Source organism: Kitasatospora sp. NPDC048715 (assembly GCF_043198905.1).
Classification (GTDB): Bacteria; Actinomycetota; Actinomycetes; order Streptomycetales; family Streptomycetaceae; genus Kitasatospora; species Kitasatospora lactacystinica.
This window is the reverse complement of the sequence record NZ_JBICVH010000003.1, coordinates 313,216-337,140: the sequence shown is the minus strand read 5'-3', so window position 1 is coordinate 337,140 and position 23,925 is coordinate 313,216. Positions and strand designations below refer to the sequence as shown.

Here is a 23,925-nt window from a genome sequence, read left to right as displayed (position 1 = left end):
CCGCCGGGCCGCGCCCTTCCCGGTCCGCCGGCCTGCGGCGTCGCGGAGCTGTCGGAGCCGGCTGCGATGATGGACGGGTCATGTCGCCGCGCCCGGAGGAGCCGACGCCCGTGCCCGAAGGCCACATCATCCACCGCCTCGCCACCGAGAACCGGAAGGCCTTCGGCGGCCGCCCGGTGCGGGTCTCCAGCCCGCAGGGCCGGTTCGCCGACGAGGCCAAGGTGATCGACGGGCAGCTGCTCACCGGTGCGGAGGCCACCGGCAAGCACCTCTTCCTCGGCTTCGAGGAGGGCGCCTGGGTGCACGTCCACCTCGGCCTCTACGGCGGCTTCACCTTCGGCACCGGCCCGGCGCCCGAGCCGGTCGGGCTGGTCCGGCTGCGGCTGGAGAACGAGGACGGCTACGCCGACCTGCGCGGCCCCAACACCTGCGCGCTCGTCACCGAGGGCCAGAAGGCCGCCGTCGCCGCCCGGCTGGGCCCCGACCCGCTGCGCGCCGACGCCGACCCGGAGGCCGCCTGGCGCCGGATATCGGGCAGCCGCACGACCGTCGCGGCACTGCTGATGGACCAGAAGGTGCTGGCCGGGGTGGGCAACGTCTACCGGGCCGAGGTGCTGTTCCGCCACGGCATCGACCCGCACCGGGCCGGGCGCGACCTCACCCGCCGGGAGTGGGACGCGGTCTGGGCCGACCTGGTCGCCCTGATGCGCGAGGGCGTCACCGCCGGCCGGATCGACACCGTCCGCCCGGAGCACACCCCCGAGGCGATGGGCCGCCCGCCCCGGGTGGACGACCACGGCGGCGAGGTGTACGTCTACCGGCGGGCCGCCATGCCCTGCCTGGTCTGCGGCACCGACGTGCGGACGGAGGCGCACGCCGCCCGCAACCTCTTCTGGTGCCCGGGCTGCCAGTCGGCGTGACGGGCGCCCGATCGTGACGCGTGCTGCCCCCGTGTCGTGGACAGCCCTTCTGAGCTGCGACGATGGACGTCGAGCGCGCCGAGCCGCGCGCCCCTGTCCGCACGGCCACGTGTGAACGTGGAGCGAAAGGAAGTCCCATGATCTTCATCACGGTCAAGTTCCCGGTCCGCCCCGAGCGCGCCGACGAGTGGCTGGGCCTGGTCGACGAGTTCACCCGGGCCACCCGCCAGGAGCCCGGCAACCTCTTCTTCGAGTGGTCCCGCAGCGTCGACGACCCCAACGAGTTCGTCCTGGTCGAGGCGTTCCGCGACGGCGACGCGGGCAAGGAGCACGTGGAGTCCGCGCACTTCGCCAAGGCCATGGAGGAGCTGTCGTACGCGGTGGCCGCCAAGCCGCGGATCGTCTCGACCGAGATCCCCGGCCTGGACGGCTGGGCGGAGATGGGCGAGATCACCCCCCGGTGACCTCCGAGTGCCCCTCCGGCCGGGTGCCCAGCCCGTAGGCTGGGGCCGACCGGCCGGAGGGAGCAGGCGGATGGAGCGGCACGAGGTGGCCAACACCGTGTCGGGGGCCACGGTGGGCGGCCACGTGGTGCAGGCCGGGAGCATCGGGGCGCTGCACCTGCACCAGCCGCGGGCGGTGCCGAGGCCGCATCAGATCCGGTCCCCGCACGGCCCGTTCGTCAACCGGGAGCCGGAACTCGCCGCGCTGACCGAGGCCTTGGGCCGGGTCGTGGAGGGCGGACTCGGGGTCGTGGTGTTCACCGGCCTCGGCGGGGTCGGGAAGACCGAGCTGATCGCCAGGTTCACCGAGGAGCACCGGGAGCACTTCCCGGGCGGGGACCTCTACGCCGACCTGAAGGCCTACCGGCACCAGGGCGGGGTGGACCTCCCCGAGCTGCTGGCCGGATTCCTGCGCGCCCTCGGCACCGAGCCCCCGGCCGCGGAGGCCGAGCGGTTCACGGCGTTCCGCACCGCCACCGCCGAGCGCCGGTGCCTGTTCTTCCTGGACAACGTCGAGCACGCCGCGGAGGTCCGTGCGCTGCTCCCGTCCTGCGGGCTGGTGGTGGTCGCGAGCCGCCGGCGGCTGCCCGCGCTGCGGACGGACGGCGCCGTGGTGCGCCGGCTCGGCCCGCTGAGCGCGAGGGCGGGCGCCGAGCTGGTGCGCGGCTGGGTGGGCCCGGGGCGGGGCACCGACGGGGAACTGGCGGAACTGGTCGAGCTGTGCGGCGGGCTGCCGCTCGCGCTGAACGCGGTCGGGAGCCAGCTGCTGGACCGGGACCACCTGCCGGTCGGCCGGGTGGTGGCCGAACTGCACGACCGGGAGGGCAGGTTGGCGATGCTGGAGGACGAGGAGAGCGATCTCGGCGCGACCTACGACCTGGTCTACGAGCGGCTGTCGGCGCCGGGCCGGGCGCTCTACCACCTGATCGGCGTGCACCCCGGCCCCTTCGTCTCCGCCGAACTGGCGCGTGCGGTCGGCGTCGAGCGGGCCGGGCAGGCGATCGGGGAGCTGCGGGGCGTCCACGTGCTGGACGAGGTGCTGGACGGCGACCGCGAGGACCGCTTCCGGGCCCACGACGTGGTGCGGCTGCACGCCTACGGCCGGACCCGGGAACTGGCCGACCGCGGGGAACTCCTCGCCGCCGTCGTGGCGTACTACCGGGGCCGGGCCTCGGTCGCCGACCGCGCGATGGCCGGGAGCAGGCTGCGCCTGCAGGACCCGAGCGGCGACGAGCTGCCCGGCTTCGCCTCCGACACCGCGGCCCTGGAGTGGCTGTACGCGGAACGGGCCAACTTCCGCGCGGTGGTGGAGGAGGCGGCCCGGCAGGGGTGGCACGGCGAGGTGTGGCGGCTGTGCGAGTCGCTCTGGCTCCTGTACCACGACCGCAGGCTCTACCAGGACTGGATCGCCACCCACCGGCTCGGCATCGAGTCGGCCCAGTGGGACAACCAGCCGGCCGCCGTGGTCCGGATGCGCAACCAGCTCGCCCGGGCCCACTTCGACCGCAAGGAATACCGGCTCGCCGCCGAGCAGTTGGCGCTCGCCGCGGAGCAGGTCCCGCTGGTGACCGACCGTCGGGTGGTGGGGGTGCTCCACGAGACGGACGGTCTGCTCTGCCTGGCCGACGGCCGCCCGGGCGACGCGGTGCGGCGGTTCACGCTGGCTCTGGCGGCGAACCGGGGCGACGAGCACGGCGAGATCGTCCAGAGCTACAACCTGGCGCAGGCGCTGATCGCCGACGGCCGCGCGCAGGAGGCGCTGGCCCGGCTGGCCGAGGCCACCGCGCAGGCCGAGCGGACGCGGGACGAGGACATGCTGATGAAGCTGCCGCTGGTCCGCGCCCGGGCCCACCGGGCGCTCGGGCAGCCGGAGCTCGCCGCCGTCCACGCGGGCGACTGCGCCCGGCGGGCCGAGGAGCGCGGCCAGTACGCGAAGGAGGCGCAGGCCCACACCCTGCTGCTCGCCCTCGCCGAGGAGCTGGACGACGCGGAGCTCGCGGAGCGCAGCCGGGCGCGGCTGCGGGAGCTGCCGGAGTAGCGCCCTTCTCAGGGGCCGGTACGGAAGGACACCCGGGTGCGGTGCTCGCCGGTGCGGACGGTGAGGCCGTGCCGGGGGAGGCCGGCCGGGTCGCCGCCGTCGGCGAGCCAGCAGGCCACGGCGGAGCCGAGCAGCGGCGGGTCGACGGCGGGGTCGGGGCAGGTCCAGTCCGGTTCGGCGCGGGCCTCCAGCAGCAGGCCGGCGCGCAGTCGGAGCAGGTGGCGGGCCGGGCCGAGGGCGGCCACCGCGACGGCGAGGCCGGGGAGTTCGGCGGCGGAGTCGGCGAGCCAGCGGGCGGCGGGGCGTTCGGCGTGCACCTCGGTGCGGGCCAGGACCTCGGCGGTGTAGCGCAGGGCGTCGCCCGGGTGCTCGTCGGTGAGGGCGTGGAAGCCGCGCGGGGCGTGGTCGTGCGGGTCGAAGGGGTAGCGCCGCAGGCTGACCTCGGTGCCCTCGCTCCGGCCCTCGACGTCGTAGGCGGTGGGCCGGTCGACGGTGCCCGGGCACGGGGCCGGCCTGGGGTAGGGCGGCAGGGCCGGTTCGTCCCCGGGCTCGTCCAGCCCGGCCAGGAAGGAGTGCAGCAGCGGGCGCAGCAGCCGGGCGGATTCGCCGCGGTGGGCGAGCGAGCGGTCGGTGATCGCGCTCAGGTCGGCCGGGTCCCGGGCGAGGGCCTGTTCGACCTGGGCGGCGAGGTCCCCGTCCGGGTCGAGGACGGGCGCTGCCTGGCCGAAGGCGTAGCCGGGGGAGCGGGGGTCGAGTTCGGCGGCGCCGGTGGCGACGAGCAGGGTGCGGTGGTTCAGGGCGGCGCCGTAGACGGTGACCGAGCCGTGGTCGCCGATCACGCAGTCGGCGGCGACGAGCGCGGCCTGCCAGCCCTGGTGGGGCGGGATCAGGCGCAGGCCCATCCGGCGGGCGTCGTCGAGCAGCGCCTCGGGGTCGTGGCGGCTCCACACGTTGGGGTGCAGGACGACGGCGACCGTGTACTCGTCGGCGGGGAGCCGGCGGACCAGCCGCCGGGGGAGGTCCGGGTGGCGGCCGAACAAGGAGTGCTCGCTCCAGGTGGAGCTGACGACGACGAGCCGTCGGCCGCCGGTGGCGCCGAGTGCGGCGCGGTAGCCGTCGCGGGAGCGCCGGCTGCCGAGCATCCGGTCGAAGCAGGGGTCGCCGACCACCCGGGCGACGTCCAGCGCCTCGGGGCAGGAGACCCGCAGCCGGTCCAGCTGCTCGGGGTGGGAGAGGCCGAGGACGTCCACGAACACCCGTCCGCGGTGGGTGAGTTCGTTGCGGGACAGACCGGCGGCGGTGACCGTGTCGCCGGTGGACTCGGTGACCAGCCGGTTGTAGCCGACGCCGTGCGGGAGGACGACGAGGCGGGCGTCCAGCCGGTGCATGGAGGAGTGGACGGCGCAGGCGACGGCCAGGTCGAAGCGGCGGCTGACGGCGTCCTCCCAGTCCAGCACGGTGAAGCCGGGCAGGCCGTGCAGGTACTCGTCCAGGGCGCGGTCGGCGAAGGCGGAGCCGGGGTTGACGGTGAAGTACCGGTCGATGCCGTCCGGGTTCAGCAGGGTCAGGACGTCCAGGACCCGGGTGGCCGAGGTGAGGGTGCGGGCGACCGCCAGCACGCGGGCCCTGACCGGTCGGGTGTTCCACCGGTCGGCGGGCCAGGCGTGGGGGCGGGACGGCACGTCATGATCGTACTCATCCGCTCCGGCCGCGGCGCGGTTCCGGGGCCGGGCCAGTGGGTCAGCCCGTGGCCGCGGTGGGCTCGTGGTGTTCACCGGCGGCGCACTCGTCGAGGAGGGGGCGCATGGCCTCGTCCACGAGCTGGTAGCGCACCACGCGCCCGTCCCGGTCGCCGGTGACCACGCCGGCCGTGCGGAGCAGCCGCAGGGCCTGGGAGACGGCGGGGTCGCGCATGCCGGTGGCGACCGCGAGGTCGGTGACGGCGAGCGGCCCGGCCCGGTGGAGGGCGAGCAGCAGGGCGAGCCGGCCGGGGTCGGCGAGCAGGGAGAACCGCTCGGCCCAGGACCGGACGTGGGCCGGGTCGCCGATCGCGGCGATGGCCTCGCAGACCCGGTGCCCGTCGATGGTGCGGTGGCCCGCGCGGTCGGCCGGTACGAGATGCATGCGGACATTCTCGCAGGCGGCGGTCTGTGATCCTGGACACCTGCGCAGGTGCGCAACCTTGCACGGGTCGGGGCGTGACCCCTACGGTGTTCCCCGCCGTGGTGCTCGGGAAGACCGGTGACGGACCCTCAGGGGTCCCAGCCCGGAGCGGCCCTCGCCACTGTGATCGGGTCGTTCCTCCGTCCGCGGAGGAACGTCGTCCGTACCCATGGAGCCACTGGGCGCCTCGTGCGCTTGGGAAGGCGGGTGCGGGTGTCCCGTCAGCCAGGAGACCGGCCACGGCATCTCACGAGGTTTTCCACGAGGTGCTGGAGCGTGATCCGCAGATGACCCTGCCCGAAACCGTTGCCGCCGGGGCCGAACCGGCCCCCTCCGCGCTGCCCAGCTTCCAGTGGCGGCGCGAGGACACCGTCCGTACCGCCGGGCTGATGGCGGTGATCGTGGCCATGCACGTGGTGGCCTTCGGCACGCTGATCTTCCTGGTCGCACCCGAGAAGTACGCGGTCGGTACCCAGGTCTTCGGGGTGGGCCTGGGTATCACCGCGTACACCCTCGGGATGCGGCACGCCTTCGACGCCGACCACATCGCGGTGATCGACAACACCACCAGAAAGCTGATGGCGGACGGCAAGCGGCCGGTCTCGGTGGGCTTCTGGTTCGCCCTCGGGCACTCCTCGATGGTGGTGCTGATGGCCGCCCTGGTGGCGGGCGGCGCGCAGCTGGCGAACACCCTGATGGACGACGAGTCGGCCACCCACAAGTGGCTCGGCGTGATCGGGACGACCACCTCCGGCGTGTTCCTCTACCTGATCGGCGCGCTCAACCTGGCGGCGCTGCTCGGCATCCTCAGGGTGTTCCGCTCGATGCGGGCCGGGAAGTTCGACGAGAAGGAGCTGGAGGCGCACCTCGACTCGCGCGGCTTCATGGCCCGGGTGCTGAACCGGGCGACCCGTTCGATCACCCGGCCCGGGCAGATGTTCCCGGTGGGCATGGTGCTGGGGCTGGGCTTCGACACCGCGACCGAGGTCACCCTGATGGTGATGGCCGGCTCGGGCGCCGCCTCCGGGCTGCCCTGGTACGCGATCGTCTGCCTGCCGCTGCTGTTCGCGGCCGGGATGAGCCTGTTCGACACCCTGGACGGGACGTTCATGAACTTCGCGTACCAGTGGGCCTTCGCCAACCCGGTGCGGAAGGTGTACTACAACCTGACCATCACCGGTCTGTCGATCGCGGTGGCCTTCGTCATCGGCACCATCGAGCTGGTCGGGGTGCTGCACGAGAAGCTCGATCTGACCGACCCGGTCACCGGCTTCATCGCCGACATCTCACTGGACAACGTCGGCTACGCCATCGCCGGGCTGTTCGTGGTCGTCTGGGCGATCGCGATCGGGTACTGGAAGCTCGCCGGGGTCGAGAAGCGCTGGACGCCCGAGGGCTCCTGAGCCACCCGGCCGCGAGCGGCGGCCTGCCCGCGCGCGCCGGAACGGCGCCTCCCCGCGGTGGGGAGGCGCCGTGCGCGTTCCGGGGGGCCTGGTGCGCCCCGGGCCGGCGCTCCTCACGGAAGTCGACGTGCCGGCCGGCGACCGGGTCGCACTCGCACAGGACCGGAAGTGACATATCCGTGACGGAGCGTAGCGGCCGGTAGGAGTCCGAGGGGCCGCCGGGGGTGCGGGGCCCCCTCGGCGGCACGCTGCGTGGGGGGCGGGGTGAGGGCCCGAGGGGGACGGTGCCGCGGTCGCGCAGGGGGGCGCGCAAGGGGTATTGGGGGTTCTGCCGGGGGTGCTCGGCGGGCGCTTCGGGCCGGGGGTTCGTAGGCTCGACGCATGGCGGATGCGTACGCGGGGCGGCGGGAGCGGGTGAGGGAGCACTGCAGTGCGGCCGGGGCCGATGCGGCGCTGATCACCCGCGCGGCGAACGTGCGGTACCTGACGGGCTGCGCGCCCTGCGGGGCGAGCCTGCTGCTGACCAGGGAGCGGGCGCTGCTCGCGCTGCCGGACGACCTGCCGCCGGACGACTCCGGGGAGCACCTGATCGCCCCGGACGTCACCCGGCTGCCGGTGGCGGCCGGGTCGGACTCCGCGCTGGCCGTCGCGGCCGTCGCCGCGCGGTCCGGGGTGTCGGGACTGGCGGTGGAGGAGCACGACCTGACCGTCACCCGGCACCGGGCGGTGGGGGGCCTGACCGAGGGGGCCCGGCTGGTGGACCTCGCCCAGACGGTCGAGCGGCTGCGGGTGGTCAAGGACGAGCACGAGATCGCCGACCTGCGGATCGCCGCCGAGATCGCCGACCAGGCGCTGGGCGAGCTGCTGGAGTCGATCCTGGTCGGCCGCACCGAGCGGCACCTGGCGATGGAGCTGGAGCGCCGGATGATCGACCACGGCGCCGACCGGGCCGCCTTCCCGGTCTCGGTCGGCACCGGCAGCCACTCCGGCCAGGCCGCCCACCAGCCCACCGACCGCCGGGTGGAGGAGGGCGACTTCCTGACCGTGGTGATGGGCGCCCAGTACCGCGGCTACGGCGTCTCCACCGCCCGCACCTTCGTGATCGGCGCGGCCCCCGCGCCCTGGCAGGTGGAGCTGCACCGGCTGGTCTTCCGGGCCCAGCGGGCCGGGCGGGAGGCGCTCGGACCGGGCGTGGAGCAGTGCGTGCCCGACCGGGCCGCCCGGCAGGTCCTGGAGGCGGCCGGCCACACCGAGGCCTCCCCGCACCCGGTGGGCCACGGCGTCGGGCTGGAGATCCGGGAGGCGCCGCGCCTCGGTCCGTCGGACATGGGTAAACTGGACAGCCGCGTGCCGGTCACCGTCGGTCCGGGGGTCCACCTCCCGGGCAGGGGCGGCGTCCGGATCGAGGACACGCTCGTCGTGCGCCCCCTCGAAGAGGGCGGGCCCGAGCTGCTCACCATCACCACCAAGGAGCTCCTCGCCCTGTGACCGCGGCCCCCCGGGGGCCGTGGGAGGCAGGACGCAATCCCTTGGTTCCTTGACAGCTATACAGGAGTTAGTGCGCCCGTGGCTTCCACGAACGATCTCAAGAACGGCATGGTCCTCAAGCTGGAGGGCGGCAAGCTCTGGTCCGTCGTCGAGTTCCAGCACGTCAAGCCCGGCAAGGGCCCGGCCTTCGTGCGTACCAAGCTCAAGGAGGTCCTGACCGGCAAGGTCGTCGACAAGACCTTCAACGCGGGCACCAAGGTCGAGACCGCCAACGTCGACAAGCGCGGCATGCAGTTCTCGTACAAGGACGGCGAGAACTTCGTGTTCATGGACATGGACACCTACGACCAGCTGACCATCGAGCCGTCGGTCGTTGGCGACGCCGCCAAGTACCTGCTGGAGGGCTTCGAGGCCCTCGTCGCGCAGAACGAGGGCTCGGTCCTCTACATCGAGCTCCCGGCCGCGGTCGAGCTGACCATCGCCGAGACCGAGCCGGGCGTCCAGGGCGACCGCTCCACCGGTGGCACCAAGCCGGCCACCCTGGAGACCGGCGCCGAGATCCAGGTGCCGCTCTTCGTCACCAAGGGTGAGAAGGTCAAGGTCGACACCCGCGACGGCAGCTACCTCGGCCGGGTGAAGTAAGTCCGTGTCGGCCGCACGCAGCAAGGCCCGCACCAGGGCCTTCCAGATCCTCTTCGAGGCCGACCACCGCGGGGTCGACCCGCAGCAGGTCCTCGCCGACTGGGTGGCCCGCGCCCGCGAGCCCAGGCCCGACGAGGGCACCCCGCAGGTCGGTGAGTACACCATGGAGCTCATCGAGGGGTACGTCCAGCACGCTCGTCGCATCGACGACCTGATCGAGCAGTACTCCGTCGGCTGGTCGCTCGACCGGATGCCGATCGTGGACCGCAACGTCCTGCGGCTCGGTGCCTACGAGCTGATCTGGGAGGACGGCGTCCCGGACGCCGTCGTCCTGGACGAGGCCGTCGAGATCGCCAAGGAGTTCTCCACGGACGACTCCCCGGCCTTCGTCAACGGCATGCTCGCCCGCTTCCTGGAGCTGAAGCCGAGCATCCGCCGGTAGACAGGTGGACGTCGTGGACGGCCGTCGGACCCGAACAGGTGTCCGGCGGCCGTTCCGCGTTTCACCCGGTCGGCGTAGGGTGGGGCCCTACTTGTCAGTAACTTGACGTCCGGAACCACGCGTGAAGGGCAGGTCCCCCCAGATGACCACCGCGATCCGCAGCGAGTTCGACCAGGGCATCGCCCTGACCAGGCACCCCGAGGAGGCCGGCCGCTACGACGCCGAGCTCGGCGCCGGCTGGCAGATCGGCGGCGGGGTGAACGGCGGACTGCTGCTCGCGGTGGCCGGACACGCGCTGTCGCTGGAGCACGGCACCCACCCGGACCCGGTGTCGATCAGCGGTTACTACCTGTCCGCCTCCACCCCCGGCCCGGCCACCGTCCGCACCGAGGTGCTGCGCACCGGCCGCGGCCTGTCCACCGGCACCGCCTCGCTCAGCCAGGACGGCGTCGAGCGGCTGCGGGTGGTGGCCAGCCACGGCGACCTCGCCACCGCCGACGGCGAGGTGCGCACCAGTGCGCGGCCGCCGCAGCTGCCGCCGCCGGACCAGTGCATCGGCGTCGAGCACGCGCCCAAGGAGCTGATCGCCCAGGCCGCCCTGCTGGAGCGGTTCGACCTGCGGCTGGACCCGGCCACCATCGGCTGGGCGCTCGGGCAGCCCTCCGGCAACGGGCGGATCCAGGGCTGGTTCCGGCTCGCCGACGGCCGCGAGCCCGACCCGCTGCTGCTCCTGCTGGTCGCCGACGCGCTGCCGCCGGTCACCTTCGACCTCGGCATGCCGGGCTGGGCGCCCACCATCGAGCTGACCGTCCACCTGCGCGCCAGGCCCGTGCCCGGCTGGTTGCGGGTCACCCACGCGACCCGCAACCTGGCCGGCGGCTACTTCGAGGAGGACGCGGAGGTCTGGGACGAGTCCGGCCGCCTGGTCGCGCAGTCCCGCCAGCTGGCCCGGGCGCCCCGGGCCTGACCCGGCGACCCCGCATTACCGGTGGTTACATTCCTGTGACACGCCGTACGTGTGCGGCGCGCGCGGATGGGGAGGAAGACGGTCAGCGGCGAGCGTGCCGCGGACCGTCAACCCCCGAAGCCAGGAGCCACCGATGAGTCAAAAGGGTCGCGCCCGCCGTAACTCCGACTGCACCGCCGGCGGCTCGCGGCCCGCGGTGCGGGCGTCGCACCGGCCACAGCGGGCCGGCGGCGCCGAGCAGGCTTTTGTCATCGGGGTGCTGACCAACGCCGCGGACTTCGCCCGGGCCCGCGCCTGGGGGATCTCCGACGCCCCCGACCACGAGCGCTACCTGGCCGACACCGCCGAGCTGCTGGCCGAGGCGCTGGAGCGGTTCGACACCGTCCGGGCCCGGATGTTCCACCCGCAGGACTTCGAGGAGTTCTGCGTGCTGCACGGGCTGGACCCGGCCGAGCCCGCCGCCCGCGACCGCTACCTGGTCAACCCGGCCCTGCAGACCCAGCTGCTGGCCTATCAGGGCGAGGAGCTGGCCGGGGACTTCGTGCCCCGCCTGGTGCGCGCCCGGGAGAACGGGCTGACGCTCTGCCACGCCGACCTGCTGCTCGACGGGGGCCTGTACGGGGGCGCGGGCGCGCCCGACGAGGAGCACGCCGCCTGGGTGCGCGCCGCCTACCAGCGCGGGGGCGAGGTGTTCCGCCGGATGCTGGTCGGCGCGGGGGCCGGCGTGTACGAGCTGCGCCTGCGGGTGGACGCGCCCGGCGGGAAGCTGACCGCCGCGGCTCGGGTCCTCCAGTGGGAGGACGGCGTGGTCCGGATCAACGACGAGGACCTGGAGCTGGTCTGCGCGGTGCTCTGCACCGGGCTGGCCCTGGAGCTGCCGGGCGTCGCGGTGCTGCACGGCTCGCAGGGTTCGGCCGCCTCCTGCGGGGAGTACCTGCAGGCCTCCTGGGCCTGGTCGAGCGGCGGGCAGGAGTGGGCGCCGGCCGAGCGGCCGGTCCGGCTGGACGGCGTGGCGGCGCAGCCCGGCTACGGCCTGGGAACGGTCTGCTGACGGCTCCGCCGCGGGGCCCCGTCCCGGGGCCCTGACACCGCGGCGCGGCCCCCGGTCAGGGGAGCCGCGCCGTGACGTTTCTGCTTGCGGGTACGACCGGAAATCAGGCCGGGTCGTCCCTGGATCCGCCGGCGGGAGCCGGTGCGGTGAGCCTCAGCTCGCGTCCTCCTCGCGCACCGCGCGGCGCGCGTCGGGGTTCAGCACGCCCCAGGAGATCAGCTGCTCGGTGAGGATCGACGGCGACTGGTCGTAGATGACGGCCAGGGTGCGCAGGTCGTCCTGACGGATCGACAGCACCTTTCCGTTGTAGTCACCGCGCTGGCTCTGGATGGTCGCCGCGTAGCGCTGCAGCGGGCCGGCCTTCTCCGAAGGGACCTGGGTCAGTCTCTCCAGGTCGAGGACCAGGCGCGGCGGCGGCTCGGCCGCGCCGCCGGGCGTACCGCCGGGCAGCAGCTCCTGCACCGGGACGCCGTAGAACTCCGCCAGTTCGGCCAGCCGCTGCACGGTGACCGCACGGTCACCGCGCTCGTACGAGCCGACGACGACTGCCTTCCAGCGCCCCTGGGACTTCTCCTCGACACCGTGCAGGGAGAGACCCTGCTGAGTGCGGATCGCTCGGAGCTTGCCTCCGAGTTGCTTCGCGTAGTCGCTGGACATTGATCTCCCCGGACGAGATTGCTTCGCGTTCAGTGGTGGGTCACGGGCGATTGCCGACGCCGTTACCGGTGGGTCCGACGTCCGTCTCGTAACTCACTGTGAGGTTACGTAGAGTAAGGTAGTTGCGTCAAGCCGAATGGGGCAGTCGTGCGAATGGCCCGCATCGTCGGCGCGTCCGGAGTGTTAACCCCGGGAAGCGGAATGATGGCCGTCTGTTTGCGATCCGGCGCGCTGCTAGGATGGCCCGAAGCCCGCGCCCGGTCGGCGGGGGCAGTCCCCAGACATCCTTTAAGACCCGTCCCGTGAGGCGGGGAAGGAGGTCCGCTTCGGCATGACCACACACCATGAACCGACGCCCCGGGCACCGCACCAGGTGCTGGACGGCACGGACATCGCCCGGGTCCTCACCCGGATAGCGCACGAGATCGTCGAGCGCGCCAAGGGCGCGGAGGACGTCGTGCTGCTCGGCATCCACACCAGGGGCGTCCACCTCGCCCGCCGCCTGCACGGCCGGCTGGCCCAGATCACCGGGCGCGAGATCCCGCTGGGCACCCTGGACATCACCATGTACCGGGACGACCTGCGGCTGAAGCCCGCCCGCGCCCTGGAGCACACCGAGATCCCGCCCGGCGGCATCGACGGCAAGCTCGTCATCCTCGTCGACGACGTGCTCTTCTCCGGCCGGACCATCCGCGCCGCGCTCGACGCGCTGAACGACATCGGCCGCCCGCGCGCCGTCCAGCTCGCCGTCCTGGTCGACCGCGGCCACCGCGAGCTGCCGATCCGCGCCGACTACGTCGGCAAGAACCTCCCCACCTCGCTGCGCGAGGCCGTTCAGGTGCGCCTGTCCGACAGCGACGGCGTGGACGCCGTCCTGGTCGGCGACCGCGACTTCGCCGCCCGCAGCTCGCAGGCCCTGGCACCCCAGTCTTCCGAACCGCACCTCCCGGAGTAACCCGCGTGAAGCGCCACCTCGTCTCCGCCGCCGATCTCAGCCGCGACGACGCGCTGCTGATCCTGGACACCGCCGAGGAGCTCGCCCAGCTCTCCGGCCGGGCCGTGAAGAAGCTGCCCACGCTGCGCGGCCGCACCGTCGTCAACCTCTTCTTCGAGGACTCCACCCGGACGAAGACCTCCTTCGAGGTCGCCGAGAAGCGCCTCTCGGCCGACGTCATCAACTTCTCCGCCAAGGGCTCCTCGGTCTCCAAGGGTGAGAGCCTCAAGGACACCGCGCTGACCCTCCAGGCGATGGGTGCCGACGCGGTGGTCATCCGCCACCACGCCTCCGGCGCGCCGGCCCGGCTGGCCCAGTCCGACTGGCTGCACGGCAGTGTGATCAACGCCGGTGACGGCACCCACGAGCACCCCACCCAGGCGCTGCTCGACGCCTTCACCATGCGCCGCCACCTCAACCCGGGCAGCGGCAACGACCTGGCCGGGCGCCACGTGACCATCGTCGGCGACGTCCTGCACAGCCGGGTCGCCCGATCCAACGTCCACCTGCTGAACACCCTCGGCGCGCAGGTCACCTTCGTCGCCCCGCCCACGCTGCTGCCGATCGGGGTCGAGAACTGGCCCTGCGAGATCAGCTACGACCTCGACGCCGTGCTGCCCAAGACGGACGCGCTGATGATGCTGCGGGTGCAGCGCGAGCGGATGAACGCCGCGTTCTTCCCCACCGAGCGCGAGTACAGCCGCCGCTACGGCATGAACGGCCGCCGGATGGCCCAGCTGCCGGACCACGCGATCGTGATGCACCCCGGCCCGATGGTCCGCGGCATGGAGATCACCGCCGAGGTCGCCGACTCGCCGCGCTGCACCGCCATCGAGCAGGTCGCCAACGGCGTCTCCGTCCGGATGGCCGTCCTGTACCTGCTGCTCGGCGGAGCCACCCTCGCCGACACCACCCGCACCGACTCCGTGGAGACCGCCCAGTGACCAGCTACCTGATCCGCAACGCCAAGATCCTGGGCGGCGACCCGCAGGACCTCCACCTCGCCGACGGCGTGATCCAGGAGATCGGCACCGGCCTGACGGTCGAGGCGGACATCGAGATCGACGCCACCGGGCTGATCGCCCTGCCCGGCCTGGTCGACCTCCACACCCACCTGCGCGAGCCCGGCCGCGAGGACGCCGAGACCGTGCTCACCGGCACCCGGGCCGCCGCGATGGGCGGCTTCACCGCCGTGCACGCGATGGCCAACACCACCCCGGTGGCCGACACCGCCGGCGTGGTCGAGCAGGTCTGGCGGCTCGGCCAGGAGTCCGGCTACTGCGACGTGCAGCCGGTCGGCGCCGTCACCGTCGGCCTGGAGGGCAAGAAGCTCGCCGAACTCGGCGCGATGCACGAGTCCGCCGCGGGCGTCCGGGTCTTCTCCGACGACGGCAAGTGCGTGGACGACGCGGTGCTGATGCGCCGCGCCCTGGAGTACGTCAAGGCCTTCGACGGCGTCGTCGCCCAGCACGCCCAGGAGCCGCGGCTGACCGAGGGCGCCCAGATGAACGAGGGCCAGGTCTCCGGCGAGCTCGGGCTCGGCGGCTGGCCGGCCGTCGCCGAGGAGTCGATCATCGCCCGCGACGTGCTGCTCGCCGCGCACGTCGGCTCCCGGCTGCATGTCTGCCACCTCTCCACCGCCGGCTCGGTCGAGATCGTCCGCTGGGCCAAGTCCAAGGGCTGGGACGTCACCGCCGAGGTGACCCCGCACCACCTGCTGCTCACCGACGAGCTGGTCCGCACCTACGACCCGGTGTACAAGGTGAACCCGCCGCTGCGCACCGCCGAGGACGTCCAGGCGCTGCGCAAGGCGCTGGCCGACGGCACCATCGACGCCGTCGCCACCGACCACGCGCCGCACCCGGCCGAAGACAAGGACTGCGAGTGGGCCGTGGCCGCGATGGGCATGGTCGGCCTGGAGACCGCGCTGTCGGTCGTGCAGCAGACCATGGTCGACACCGGCCTGCTGAACTGGGAGGCCGTCGCGGACCGGATGTCGCACCGCCCGGCCCGGATCGGCCGTCTCAGCGGCCACGGCCGGCCGATCTCGGTGGGTGAGCCCGCCAACCTGGTGCTGTTCGATCCCGCGTACCGTGGAGCCGTGAACCCGGACAGCTTCGCCACCCGCAGCCGCAACACCCCCTACAAGGGCCTGGACCTGCCCGGACGGGTGCACGCCACGTTCCTGCGCGGGCGCGCCACCGTGCTGGCCGGGGAGCTCGCCGAGCAGGGCGGCATGGAGTGATGCTCCACGCCACGCTCGCCCAGGAGCAGGCGAAGGTCACCGACTGGCCCGGTTACATCGGCTGGTCCATCGGCCTGCTGATCGTGATCGGCCTGGTCTACTGGCTGATGCGCCAGGGCTGGAACTGGCGGCGCACCCTGCAGTCCGGCATCCCGCCGCTGCCGGCCGTGCCGGACCGCGCCGGGCGCACCATCCTGGAGACCAGCGGCCGGTACCACGGCACGACCACCGCCGGGAACTGGCTCGACCGGGTCGTCGCCCACGGCCTGGGCACCCGCAGCCGCGCCGACCTCACCCTCGGCGAGGACGGCCTGCTGGTGCAGCGCCCCGGTGACGTCGACTTCTGGATCCCGGCCGAGCACCTGACCGGTGCCCGCACGGACTCCGGGATCGCCGGCAAGGTCGTCCCCTCCGGGCTGCTCGTCGTCAGCTGGGCGCACGAGGGCACCGAGCTGGACTCCGGCTTCCGGGCCGACCACCCCGACGAGCACGCCGCCTGGGTCGAGGCGATCGCTCTACTCGCAACACGTACGAAGACGAAGACGGAAGAGGCCGCGCAATGACCGCACCTGCCCCCACCACGCAGCGCCAACGGCGGGAACGAGTGCCTGCCGTGCTCGTCCTGGAGGACGGCCGGACCTTCCGCGGACAGGCCTACGGCGCCATCGGCGAGACCTTCGGCGAGGCGGTCTTCAACACCGGCATGTCCGGCTACCAGGAGACCCTCACCGACCCGTCGTACCACCGCCAGGTGGTCGTGATGACCGCCCCGCAGATCGGCAACACCGGCTGGAACGACGAGGACGACGAGTCCAAGCAGATCTGGGTCGCCGGCTACGTGGTGCGCGACCCCGCCCGGGTCGCCTCCAACTGGCGCTCCCTGCGCCCGCTCGACGAGGAGCTCGTCAACCAGGGCGTCGTCGGCATCAGCGGCATCGACACCCGCGCGCTGACCCGCCACCTGCGCGAGCGCGGCGCGATGCGCTGCGGCATCTTCTCCGGCGAGGCGCTGGCCGACCCGGCCGCCCTGCTCGCCAGGGTGCAGCAGTCGCCCGAGATGAAGGGCGCCGACCTGTGCGCCGAGGTCGCCACCACCGAGCCGTACGTGGTGCCCGCGATCGGTGAGAAGCGCTTCACCGTCGCCGCGCTGGACCTCGGCATCAAGGCGATGACCCCGCAGCGGATGGCCGAGCGCGGCATCGAGGTGCACGTGCTGCCGGCCAACTCCACCCTGGAGGACGTCTACGCCGTCAACCCGGACGGCGTCTTCTTCTCCAACGGCCCGGGCGACCCGGCCACCGCCGACCACCAGGTCGCCGTCGCGCAGGGCGTGCTGGAGCGCGGGACCCCGTTCTTCGGGATCTGCTTCGGCAACCAGATCCTCGGCCGCGCCCTGGGCTTCGGCACCTACAAGCTCAAGTACGGCCACCGCGGCATCAACCAGCCGGTGCAGGACCGCACCACCGGCAAGGTCGAGGTGACCGCCCACAACCACGGCTTCGCCGTGAACGCCCCGCTGGACAAGGTGAGCGACACCCCCTACGGGCGGGTCGAGGTCTCCCACGTCTGCCTCAACGACGACGTGGTCGAGGGCCTGCAGGCACTCGACGTCCCCGCCTTCAGCGTGCAGTATCACCCCGAAGCGGCCGCCGGTCCGCACGACGCCGCCTACCTGTTCGACCGCTTCGTGAAGCTCATGGAGGGCCAGCGTGCCTAAGCGCAGTGACATCAAGTCCGTCCTGGTGATCGGCTCCGGCCCGATCGTGATCGGCCAGGCCGCCGAGTTCGACTACTCGGGTACGCAGGCCTGCCGGGTCCTCAAGGCCGAGGGCCTGCGGGTCGTGCTGGTCAACTCCAACCCGGCCACGATCATGACCGACCCGGAGATCGCCGACGCCACCTACGTCGAGCCGATCACCCCGGAGTTCGTCGAGAAGATCATCGCCAAGGAGCGCCCCGACGCGCTGCTGCCGACCCTGGGCGGCCAGACCGCGCTCAACACCGCGATCTCGCTGCACGCGGCGGGCACGCTGGAGAAGTACGGCGTCGAGCTGATCGGCGCCGACGTCGAGGCGATCAACAAGGGCGAGGACCGCGAGCTCTTCAAGGGCGTCGTCGAGGCCGTCAACGCCAAGATCGGCTACGGCGAGTCCGCCCGCTCGGTCATCTGCCACACCATGGACGAGGTGCTGGCCGGCGTCGACACGCTCGGCGGCTACCCGGTCGTCGTGCGCCCCTCCTTCACCATGGGCGGCGCCGGCTCCGGCTTCGCCCACAACGAGGAGGACCTGCGCCGCATCGCCGGCCAGGGCCTGACCCTCTCGCCGACCACCGAGGTGCTCCTGGAGGAGTCCATCCTCGGCTGGAAGGAGTACGAGCTGGAGCTGATGCGCGACAAGAACGACAACGTCGTGGTCGTCTGCTCCATCGAGAACTTCGACCCGATGGGCGTGCACACCGGTGACTCGATCACCGTCGCCCCGGCGATGACCCTCACCGACCGCGAGTACCAGATCCTGCGCGACATCGGCATCGCCGTCATCCGCGAGGTCGGCGTCGACACCGGCGGCTGCAACATCCAGTTCGCGGTCAACCCCGAGGACGGCCGGGTCATCGTCATCGAGATGAACCCGCGGGTCTCCCGCTCCTCGGCGCTCGCCTCCAAGGCCACCGGCTTCCCGATCGCCAAGATCGCCGCCAAGCTGGCCGTCGGCTACACCCTGGACGAGATCCCCAACGACATCACCGAGCAGACCCCGGCCTCCTTCGAGCCGACCCTCGACTACGTCGTCGTCAAGGTGCCGCGGTTCGCGTTCGAGAAGTTCCCGAGCGCCGACGCCACCCTGACCACCACCATGAAGTCCGTCGGCGAGGCCATGGCCATGGGCCGCAACTTCCCCGAGGCGCTGCAGAAGGCGTTGCGCTCGCTGGAGAAGAAGGGCTCCCAGTTCTCCTGGACCGGCCCCGTCGGCGACAAGGCGGAGCTGCTGGCCAAGGCGGTCGTGCCGACCGACGGCCGGATCAACACCGTGATGGACGCCGTCCGGGCCGGCGCCACCCCGGAGGAGGTCTTCGAGTACACCAAGATCGACCCGTGGTTCGTCGACCAGCTCTTCCTGCTGGACGAGATCGCCGGCGAGCTGGCCGAGGCCGCCGAGCTCACCCCCGACCTGCTGCGCCACGCCAAGCGGCACGGCTTCTCCGACCAGCAGATCGGCGAGATCCGCGGCCTGAAGCCGGACGTGGTCCGCGAGGTGCGCCACGCCCTCGGCATCCGCCCGGTGTTCAAGACCGTCGACACCTGCGCCGCCGAGTTCGCCGCCAAGACCCCGTACTTCTACTCGTCCTACGACGAGGAGAACGAGGTCGCCCCGCGCACCAAGCCCGCCGTGATCATCCTGGGCTCCGGCCCGAACCGCATCGGCCAGGGCATCGAGTTCGACTACTCCTGCGTGCACGCCTCCTTCGCGCTCGCCGAGGCCGGGTACGAGACCGTCATGGTCAACTGCAACCCGGAGACCGTCTCCACCGACTACGACACCTCCGACCGGCTCTACTTCGAGCCGCTCACCCTGGAGGACGTGCTGGAGATCGTCCACGCCGAGCAGCAGGCCGGCCCGCTCGCCGGTGTGATCGTCCAGCTCGGCGGCCAGACCCCGCTGGGCCTGGCCCAGGCGCTCAAGGACAACGGCGTGCCGATCGTCGGCACCCAGCCCGAGGCGATCGACCTCGCCGAGGAGCGCGGCGCCTTCGGCCGCGTCCTGCGCGACGCCGGCCTGCCGGCCCCCAAGCACGGCACCGCCTTCTCCTTCGAGGAGGCCAAGGCGATCGCCGACGAGATCGGCTACCCCGTGCTCGCCCGCCCGTCCTACGTGCTCGGCGGCCGCGGCATGGAGATCGTCTACGACGAGGCCTCGCTCGCCTCCTACCTGGAGCGCCACGCCGGCCTGATCTCCGAGCACCCGGTGCTCATCGACCGCTTCCTCGACGACGCGGTGGAGATCGACGTCGACGCGCTCTACGACGGCACCGAGCTCTACCTCGGCGGCGTCATGGAGCACATCGAGGAGGCCGGCATCCACTCCGGCGACTCCGCCTGCGCGCTGCCCCCGATCACCCTCGGCGGCCACGACATCAAGCGCCTGCGCACCTCCACCGAGGCCATCGCGCGCGGTGTCGGCGTCCGCGGTCTGATCAACATCCAGTTCGCCCTCTCCGGCGACATCCTCTACGTGCTGGAGGCCAACCCGCGCGCCTCCCGCACCGTCCCGTTCACCTCCAAGGCGACCGCCGTGCCGCTGGCCAAGGCCGCCGCCCGGATCTCGCTCGGCGCCACCATCGCCGAGCTGCGCGCCGAGGGCCTGCTCCCGGCCGAGGGCGACGGCGGCACGCTGCCCGCCGACGCGCCGATCGCGGTCAAGGAGGCCGTGATGCCGTGGAGCCGCTTCCGCGACATCCACGGCCGCGGGGTGGACACGGTGCTCGGCCCGGAGATGCGCTCGACCGGTGAGGTCATGGGCATCGACAAGGTGTTCGGCACCGCCTACGCGAAGGCGCAGTCCGGTGCGTACGGCGCGCTGCCGACCAAGGGCAAGGTCTTCGTCTCGGTGGCCAACCGGGACAAGCGCAACCTGGTCTTCCCGGCCCGCGCGCTGGTCAACCTCGGCTTCGAGGTGCTCGCCACCGCCGGCACCGCCGAGGTGCTCCAGCGCGGCGGCATCCCGTCCACGCTGGTGCGCAAGCACAGCGAGGGCGAGGGCCCGAACGGCGAGCGGACCATCGTCCAGCTGATCCACGACGGTGAGGTCGACCTCATCATCAACACGCCGTACGGCACCGGCGGCCGCCTCGACGGCTACGAGATCCGCACCGCGGCCGTGGCCCGCGCGGTGCCCTGCCTGACCACCGTCCAGGCGATGGGCGCGGCCGTGCAGGGCATGGACGCGCTGCTGCGCGACGAGGTCGGGGTGATGTCGCTCCAGGAGCACGCCGAGCTGATCAACGCCGGCCGCAAGTAGCACCACCGCAGTGGGGGGCACCGGAACAGCCGGGTGCCCCCCACTGCCATGACCGCCCCGCCCGTCACCCACCGCCACCCTTCCTCCGACGGGCGGCGCCCGCGCCCGTCTGCTCTCTCCGCTCCGGGAGTTGAACCACCCTTGTACAAGCTTCTGTTCGACCTGGTCTTCAAGAAGATGGACCCCGAGAAGGCCCACCACCTCGCCTTCTTCTGGATCCGCCTCGGCTCCTCGGTGCCCGGCCTGCGCACCCTGGTGCGGCTGGTGCTCGCCCCGCGCGACCGGGCCCTGCGCACCCGCGCCCTCGGCCTCGACCTGCCCGGCCCGTTCGGCCTGGCGGCCGGCTTCGACAAGAACGGCGTCGGCATCGACGGCCTGTCGATGCTCGGCTTCGACTACGTCGAGATCGGCACCGTCACCGGCGAGCCCCAGCCCGGCAACCCGGCGCCCCGGCTGTTCCGCCTGGTCGAGGACCGCGCGCTGATCAACCGGATGGGCTTCAACAACCAGGGCTCGGCCCGGGTCGCGGCCCGGCTGGCCGCCCGCCCGCACACCAGCTCCACCCCCGTGATCGGCGTCAACATCGGCAAGACCAAGGTGGTCGAGGAGGCCGACGCCGTCGCCGACTACGTGAAGTCCACCGAGCGGCTGGCCAAGTACGCCGACTACCTGGTGGTCAACGTCAGCTCGCCGAACACCCCCGGGCTGCGCAACCTCCAGGCCGTGGACCACCTGCGGCCGCTGCTCGCCGCCGTCCGCGAGGCCGCCGACCGCAGCACCGCCCACCGCGTGCCGCTGCTGGTCAAGATCGCCCCCGACCTGGCCGACGAGGACGTCGACGCGGTCGCCGACCTCGCCCTGGAGCTGGGCCTGGACGGCATCATCGCCACCAACACCACGATCGGCCGCGAGGGCCTGCGCACCGACGCCGGGCGGGTCGCGGAGATCGGCATGGGCGGCCTGTCCGGCGCCCCGCTCAAGGCCCGTGCCCTGGAGGTGCTCCAGCGGCTGCGCGCCCGCACCGAGGGCCGGCTGACCCTGGTCTCGGTCGGCGGCATCGAGACCGCCGAGGACGCCTGGCAGCGGATCGTCCACGGCGCCGACCTGGTCCAGGGCTACAGCGCCTTCATCTACGAGGGCCCGTTCTGGTGCCGGCGGATCCACAAGGGCCTGTCCGCCAAGGTCCGCGCGGGCGGCTTCCGCAGCCTGGCCGACGCCGTCGGCAGCGCCGTGCGCAGCTCCTGAACCCCCTCCCCACCCCTCCGGAAAGAGACGACATGACCCTCGCCCCGTTCGGCGCCCGGCTGCGCCAGGCCCTCGACACCCGCGGCCAGCTCTGCGTCGGCATCGACCCGCACGCCTCCCTGCTCGCCGCCTGGGGGCTCGGCGACGACCTCGCCGGGCTGGAGACCTTCAGCCGCACCGTGGTCGAGGCGCTGGCCGACCGGGTGGCCGTGCTCAAGCCGCAGGCGGCCTTCTTCGAGCGCTTCGGCAGCAAGGGCGTCGCGGTGCTGGAGAAGACCGTCGAGGAGGCCCGGGCGGCCGGCGCGCTGGTCCTGATGGACGCCAAGCGCGGTGACATCGGCTCCACCATGGCCGCGTACGCCGAGGCCTTCCTGTCGCCGGGCAGCCCGCTGTTCTCGGACGCGCTGACGGTCAGCCCGTACCTGGGCTTCGGCTCGCTGCGCCCGGCCCTGGACCTGGCCCGGGAGCAGGGCTGCGGCGTGTTCGCGCTGGCGCTCACCTCCAACCCGGAGGGCGCCGAGGTGCAGCGCGCGGTGGGCGCGGACGGCGAGCCGGTCGCGGCCTCGGTGCTGCGTCAGCTGGCGGCCGAGAACGAGGGCGCCGCGCCGCTCGGCTCCTTCGGCGCGGTGGTCGGCGCGACGCTGGCCGACGCGGGCGTGGAACTGGCCATCAACGGCCCGCTGCTGGCCCCCGGGATCGGCGCCCAGGGCGCGACCATGGCCGACCTGCCGCGGGTGTTCGGCGCCTCGGTGATCAACGTGGTGCCGAGCGTCAGCCGGGACGTGCTCAGGCACGGCCCCTCGGTGCCGGCGCTTCGGGAGGCGGCGGAGCGCTTCGTCGGCGAGTTCGCGGACGCCGTCAAGTAGCGGAACCCGTCCTTCAGGTAGCCGCGCGGTGACCCTGCGGAGTGTCCGCAGGACCGCGCGGTGGCCGTCGAAGCGACGTGAGCGCCGTCACATCGGCACCGCCAAAGTCTCGCAATCGCGGTCATTTTGCCCTGGAAAGTCCTGGTCGGCCTTGGCTGACCAGGACTTTTCGTGTTCTTTTCCTGACGTGGCGCCGCAATCCGGGTAGTGTCCGGCGATAGGTCATCGGCGAGCCGCTATTTCGGTGGCTCCCGCAGGTCAGGGCCTTGTGGTTCCCCTTGCGGACGGTGTCCTCGGTACCGAACCAGTCCTAGCTCAATCCATCCATCCACACCCTGAGGTGAACGGCGTGGCCCTTCCGCCCCTTACCCCTGAACAGCGCACCGCCGCGCTCGCCAAGGCCGCCGAGGCTCGCCGGGAGCGCGCCGAGGTCAAGAACCGGCTCAAGCACTCCGGCGCCTCCCTGCACGAGGTGATCAAGGCCGGAAAGGCCGACAACGACGTCATCGGCAAGATGAAGGTCTCGGCCCTGCTGGAGTCCCTTCCGGGCGTCGGCAAGGTCCGTGCCAAGCAGATCATGGAGCGCCTCGGCATCAGCGAGAGCCGGCGCGTCCGCGGCCTCGGTACGAACCAGATCGCTTCCCTGGAGCGGGAGTTCGGCGGTGGCGCCGCCTGACCGTGCCCCCGTGGTCCCAGGATCCCCCGCGATCCGGGATAATCGGTGCATGAGTGAGCGTCCGCGGCTGACCGTGCTCTCCGGCCCTTCGGGGGTCGGCAAGAGCACGGTCGTCGCTCATATGAGGAAGATGCACCCCGAGGTCTGGCTCTCGGTGTCGGCGACGACCCGGCGCCCGAGGCCGGGCGAGAAGAACGGGGTCCAGTACCACTTCGTCGACAACGACGAGTTCGACAAGCTGGTCGCCAACGGCGAGTTGCTGGAGTGGGCCGAGTTCGCCGGGAACCGTTACGGGACCCCGCGCGCGGCCGTGCAGGAGAAGCTGGAGCGCGGCGAGCCGGTGCTCCTGGAGATCGACCTCCAGGGCGCCCGGCAGGTGCGCGAGTCGATGCCCGAGGCGCAGCTGGTCTTCCTGGCTCCGCCGAGCTGGGACGAGCTGGTCCGCCGGCTGACCGGCCGGGGCACCGAGCCGCAGGACGTGATCGAGAAGCGGCTGGAGGCGGCCAAGGTCGAGCTCGCGGCCGAGCCCGAGTTCGACACGACCCTTGTCAACACCTCCGTCGAGCAGGTAGCGGCCGAACTGCTAGCCTTGCTCGGTGTAGCCTGA

The 23,925-nt window shown here is 72.6% G+C and carries 22 protein-coding genes and 1 riboswitch; of the genes, 19 read left to right on the top strand and 3 right to left on the bottom strand.

Annotated elements, in window-relative coordinates; genetic code table 11:
* Nucleotides 1-110 precede the first annotated feature (110 nt).
* The 3 genes from ACGFSC_RS08180 to ACGFSC_RS08170 all read left to right on the top strand — a co-directional run bounded on the left by ACGFSC_RS08180 (nucleotide 111) and on the right by ACGFSC_RS08170 (nucleotide 3,461).
* On the top strand, nucleotides 111-920 hold the full coding sequence (locus ACGFSC_RS08180) for a DNA-formamidopyrimidine glycosylase family protein (protein ID WP_359897445.1): 810 nt from the start codon (nucleotides 111-113) through the stop codon (nucleotides 918-920).
* A gap of 137 nt (nucleotides 921-1,057) precedes the next feature.
* Nucleotides 1,058-1,384 carry a putative quinol monooxygenase gene (locus ACGFSC_RS08175; RefSeq protein ID WP_359897444.1) on the top strand — a complete coding sequence of 109 codons (327 nt, stop codon included), beginning with the start codon at nucleotides 1,058-1,060 and terminating at the stop codon, nucleotides 1,382-1,384.
* Between the two features lie 70 nt (nucleotides 1,385-1,454).
* Nucleotides 1,455-3,461, top strand: a complete 2,007-nt coding sequence (locus tag ACGFSC_RS08170) for an AAA family ATPase (protein WP_359897443.1) — start codon at nucleotides 1,455-1,457, stop codon at nucleotides 3,459-3,461.
* An 8-nt stretch (nucleotides 3,462-3,469) separates the two neighbouring features.
* On the opposite strand, the gene ACGFSC_RS08165 is transcribed toward ACGFSC_RS08170, so the two are convergent.
* Both ACGFSC_RS08165 and ACGFSC_RS08160 read right to left on the bottom strand, forming a co-directional pair.
* Nucleotides 3,470-5,143: a hypothetical protein gene (locus tag ACGFSC_RS08165; RefSeq protein ID WP_359897442.1), complete on the bottom strand. Its 1,674-nt coding sequence runs from the start codon at nucleotides 5,141-5,143 to the stop codon at nucleotides 3,470-3,472.
* Nucleotides 5,144-5,201: 58 nt separating this feature from the next.
* Nucleotides 5,202-5,585, bottom strand: a complete 384-nt coding sequence (locus ACGFSC_RS08160; RefSeq protein ID WP_359897441.1) for a metalloregulator ArsR/SmtB family transcription factor — start codon at nucleotides 5,583-5,585, stop codon at nucleotides 5,202-5,204.
* An 82-nt stretch (nucleotides 5,586-5,667) separates the two neighbouring features.
* Nucleotides 5,668-5,881: riboswitch (cobalamin riboswitch) on the top strand.
* Between the two features lie 30 nt (nucleotides 5,882-5,911).
* Here ACGFSC_RS08160 and ACGFSC_RS08155 point away from each other — a divergent pair.
* From ACGFSC_RS08155 to ACGFSC_RS08130, 6 genes are all read left to right on the top strand, one after another.
* Nucleotides 5,912-7,027 carry a HoxN/HupN/NixA family nickel/cobalt transporter gene (locus tag ACGFSC_RS08155; RefSeq protein ID WP_359897440.1) on the top strand — a complete coding sequence of 372 codons (1,116 nt, stop codon included), beginning with the start codon at nucleotides 5,912-5,914 and terminating at the stop codon, nucleotides 7,025-7,027.
* Nucleotides 7,028-7,408: 381 nt separating this feature from the next.
* The gene (locus tag ACGFSC_RS08150) at nucleotides 7,409-8,515 is read left to right on the top strand and encodes an aminopeptidase P family protein (protein ID WP_359897439.1); all 1,107 of its coding nucleotides are present in this window, start codon (nucleotides 7,409-7,411) and stop codon (nucleotides 8,513-8,515) included.
* 78 nt (nucleotides 8,516-8,593) lie between these two features.
* Nucleotides 8,594-9,157: an elongation factor P gene (gene efp / locus ACGFSC_RS08145; protein ID WP_359897438.1), complete on the top strand. Its 564-nt coding sequence runs from the start codon at nucleotides 8,594-8,596 to the stop codon at nucleotides 9,155-9,157.
* A gap of 4 nt (nucleotides 9,158-9,161) precedes the next feature.
* Nucleotides 9,162-9,599 (top strand): transcription antitermination factor NusB, encoded by a 438-nt coding sequence (gene nusB / locus ACGFSC_RS08140; protein ID WP_359897437.1) that lies wholly within the window; start codon nucleotides 9,162-9,164, stop codon nucleotides 9,597-9,599.
* A gap of 142 nt (nucleotides 9,600-9,741) precedes the next feature.
* Nucleotides 9,742-10,566, top strand: a complete 825-nt coding sequence (locus ACGFSC_RS08135) for a thioesterase family protein (RefSeq protein WP_359897436.1) — start codon at nucleotides 9,742-9,744, stop codon at nucleotides 10,564-10,566.
* 133 nt (nucleotides 10,567-10,699) lie between these two features.
* Nucleotides 10,700-11,617 carry a hypothetical protein gene (locus ACGFSC_RS08130; RefSeq protein WP_359897434.1) on the top strand — a complete coding sequence of 306 codons (918 nt, stop codon included), beginning with the start codon at nucleotides 10,700-10,702 and terminating at the stop codon, nucleotides 11,615-11,617.
* A gap of 153 nt (nucleotides 11,618-11,770) precedes the next feature.
* Here ACGFSC_RS08130 and ACGFSC_RS08125 read toward each other — a convergent pair whose 3' ends face one another.
* Entirely contained in the window at nucleotides 11,771-12,274 is a 504-nt protein-coding gene (locus ACGFSC_RS08125; protein ID WP_030056198.1) for a transcriptional regulator, read from the bottom strand.
* Nucleotides 12,275-12,605: 331 nt separating this feature from the next.
* Between ACGFSC_RS08125 and pyrR the strand changes: the two genes are divergently transcribed.
* From pyrR to gmk, 10 genes are all read left to right on the top strand, one after another.
* Complete coding sequence (gene pyrR / locus ACGFSC_RS08120) at nucleotides 12,606-13,229, top strand: bifunctional pyr operon transcriptional regulator/uracil phosphoribosyltransferase PyrR (protein ID WP_359897432.1); 624 nt, start codon at nucleotides 12,606-12,608, stop codon at nucleotides 13,227-13,229.
* A 5-nt stretch (nucleotides 13,230-13,234) separates the two neighbouring features.
* Nucleotides 13,235-14,212 carry an aspartate carbamoyltransferase catalytic subunit gene (locus ACGFSC_RS08115; protein WP_359897430.1) on the top strand — a complete coding sequence of 326 codons (978 nt, stop codon included), beginning with the start codon at nucleotides 13,235-13,237 and terminating at the stop codon, nucleotides 14,210-14,212.
* Nucleotides 14,209-15,513, top strand: coding sequence for a dihydroorotase (locus ACGFSC_RS08110; RefSeq protein WP_359897428.1), 1,305 nt, complete (start codon nucleotides 14,209-14,211; stop codon nucleotides 15,511-15,513). The genes ACGFSC_RS08115 and ACGFSC_RS08110 overlap by 4 nt, the downstream gene beginning before the upstream one ends.
* A complete protein-coding gene (locus tag ACGFSC_RS08105) occupies nucleotides 15,513-16,076 on the top strand; it encodes a hypothetical protein (RefSeq protein WP_359897426.1) in 564 nt (187 codons plus the stop codon). Before ACGFSC_RS08110 ends, ACGFSC_RS08105 begins: the two co-directional genes overlap by 1 nt.
* The gene (gene carA, locus ACGFSC_RS08100; protein WP_359897424.1) at nucleotides 16,073-17,230 is read left to right on the top strand and encodes a glutamine-hydrolyzing carbamoyl-phosphate synthase small subunit; all 1,158 of its coding nucleotides are present in this window, start codon (nucleotides 16,073-16,075) and stop codon (nucleotides 17,228-17,230) included. The genes ACGFSC_RS08105 and carA overlap by 4 nt, the downstream gene beginning before the upstream one ends.
* Complete coding sequence (gene carB, locus ACGFSC_RS08095; protein ID WP_359897422.1) at nucleotides 17,223-20,531, top strand: carbamoyl-phosphate synthase large subunit; 3,309 nt, start codon at nucleotides 17,223-17,225, stop codon at nucleotides 20,529-20,531. The genes carA and carB overlap by 8 nt, the downstream gene beginning before the upstream one ends.
* Before the next feature lie 141 nt (nucleotides 20,532-20,672).
* A complete protein-coding gene (locus ACGFSC_RS08090) occupies nucleotides 20,673-21,776 on the top strand; it encodes a quinone-dependent dihydroorotate dehydrogenase (RefSeq protein WP_359897420.1) in 1,104 nt (367 codons plus the stop codon).
* Nucleotides 21,777-21,808: 32 nt separating this feature from the next.
* Nucleotides 21,809-22,642: an orotidine-5'-phosphate decarboxylase gene (gene pyrF, locus ACGFSC_RS08085; RefSeq protein WP_359897419.1), complete on the top strand. Its 834-nt coding sequence runs from the start codon at nucleotides 21,809-21,811 to the stop codon at nucleotides 22,640-22,642.
* 349 nt (nucleotides 22,643-22,991) lie between these two features.
* Nucleotides 22,992-23,318: an integration host factor, actinobacterial type gene (mihF, locus tag ACGFSC_RS08080; protein ID WP_030056187.1), complete on the top strand. Its 327-nt coding sequence runs from the start codon at nucleotides 22,992-22,994 to the stop codon at nucleotides 23,316-23,318.
* A 49-nt stretch (nucleotides 23,319-23,367) separates the two neighbouring features.
* Nucleotides 23,368-23,925 carry a guanylate kinase gene (gmk, locus tag ACGFSC_RS08075; protein ID WP_359897418.1) on the top strand — a complete coding sequence of 186 codons (558 nt, stop codon included), beginning with the start codon at nucleotides 23,368-23,370 and terminating at the stop codon, nucleotides 23,923-23,925.

Coding starts and splice junctions, on each gene's coding strand:
- ACGFSC_RS08175 (WP_359897444.1), top strand. CDS start 1,058: ATGATCTTCATCACGGTCAAGTTCCCGGTCCGCCCCGAGCGCGCCGAC.
- ACGFSC_RS08170 (WP_359897443.1), top strand. CDS start 1,455: ATGGAGCGGCACGAGGTGGCCAACACCGTGTCGGGGGCCACGGTGGGC.
- ACGFSC_RS08160 (WP_359897441.1), bottom strand. CDS start 5,585: ATGCATCTCGTACCGGCCGACCGCGCGGGCCACCGCACCATCGACGGG.
- ACGFSC_RS08155 (WP_359897440.1), top strand. CDS start 5,912: ATGACCCTGCCCGAAACCGTTGCCGCCGGGGCCGAACCGGCCCCCTCC.
- ACGFSC_RS08150 (WP_359897439.1), top strand. CDS start 7,409: ATGGCGGATGCGTACGCGGGGCGGCGGGAGCGGGTGAGGGAGCACTGC.
- ACGFSC_RS08135 (WP_359897436.1), top strand. CDS start 9,742: ATGACCACCGCGATCCGCAGCGAGTTCGACCAGGGCATCGCCCTGACC.
- ACGFSC_RS08130 (WP_359897434.1), top strand. CDS start 10,700: ATGAGTCAAAAGGGTCGCGCCCGCCGTAACTCCGACTGCACCGCCGGC.
- ACGFSC_RS08125 (WP_030056198.1), bottom strand. CDS start 12,274: ATGTCCAGCGACTACGCGAAGCAACTCGGAGGCAAGCTCCGAGCGATC.
- pyrR (WP_359897432.1), top strand. CDS start 12,606: ATGACCACACACCATGAACCGACGCCCCGGGCACCGCACCAGGTGCTG.
- ACGFSC_RS08105 (WP_359897426.1), top strand. CDS start 15,513: ATGCTCCACGCCACGCTCGCCCAGGAGCAGGCGAAGGTCACCGACTGG.
- carA (WP_359897424.1), top strand. CDS start 16,073: ATGACCGCACCTGCCCCCACCACGCAGCGCCAACGGCGGGAACGAGTG.
- pyrF (WP_359897419.1), top strand. CDS start 21,809: ATGACCCTCGCCCCGTTCGGCGCCCGGCTGCGCCAGGCCCTCGACACC.
- gmk (WP_359897418.1), top strand. CDS start 23,368: ATGAGTGAGCGTCCGCGGCTGACCGTGCTCTCCGGCCCTTCGGGGGTC.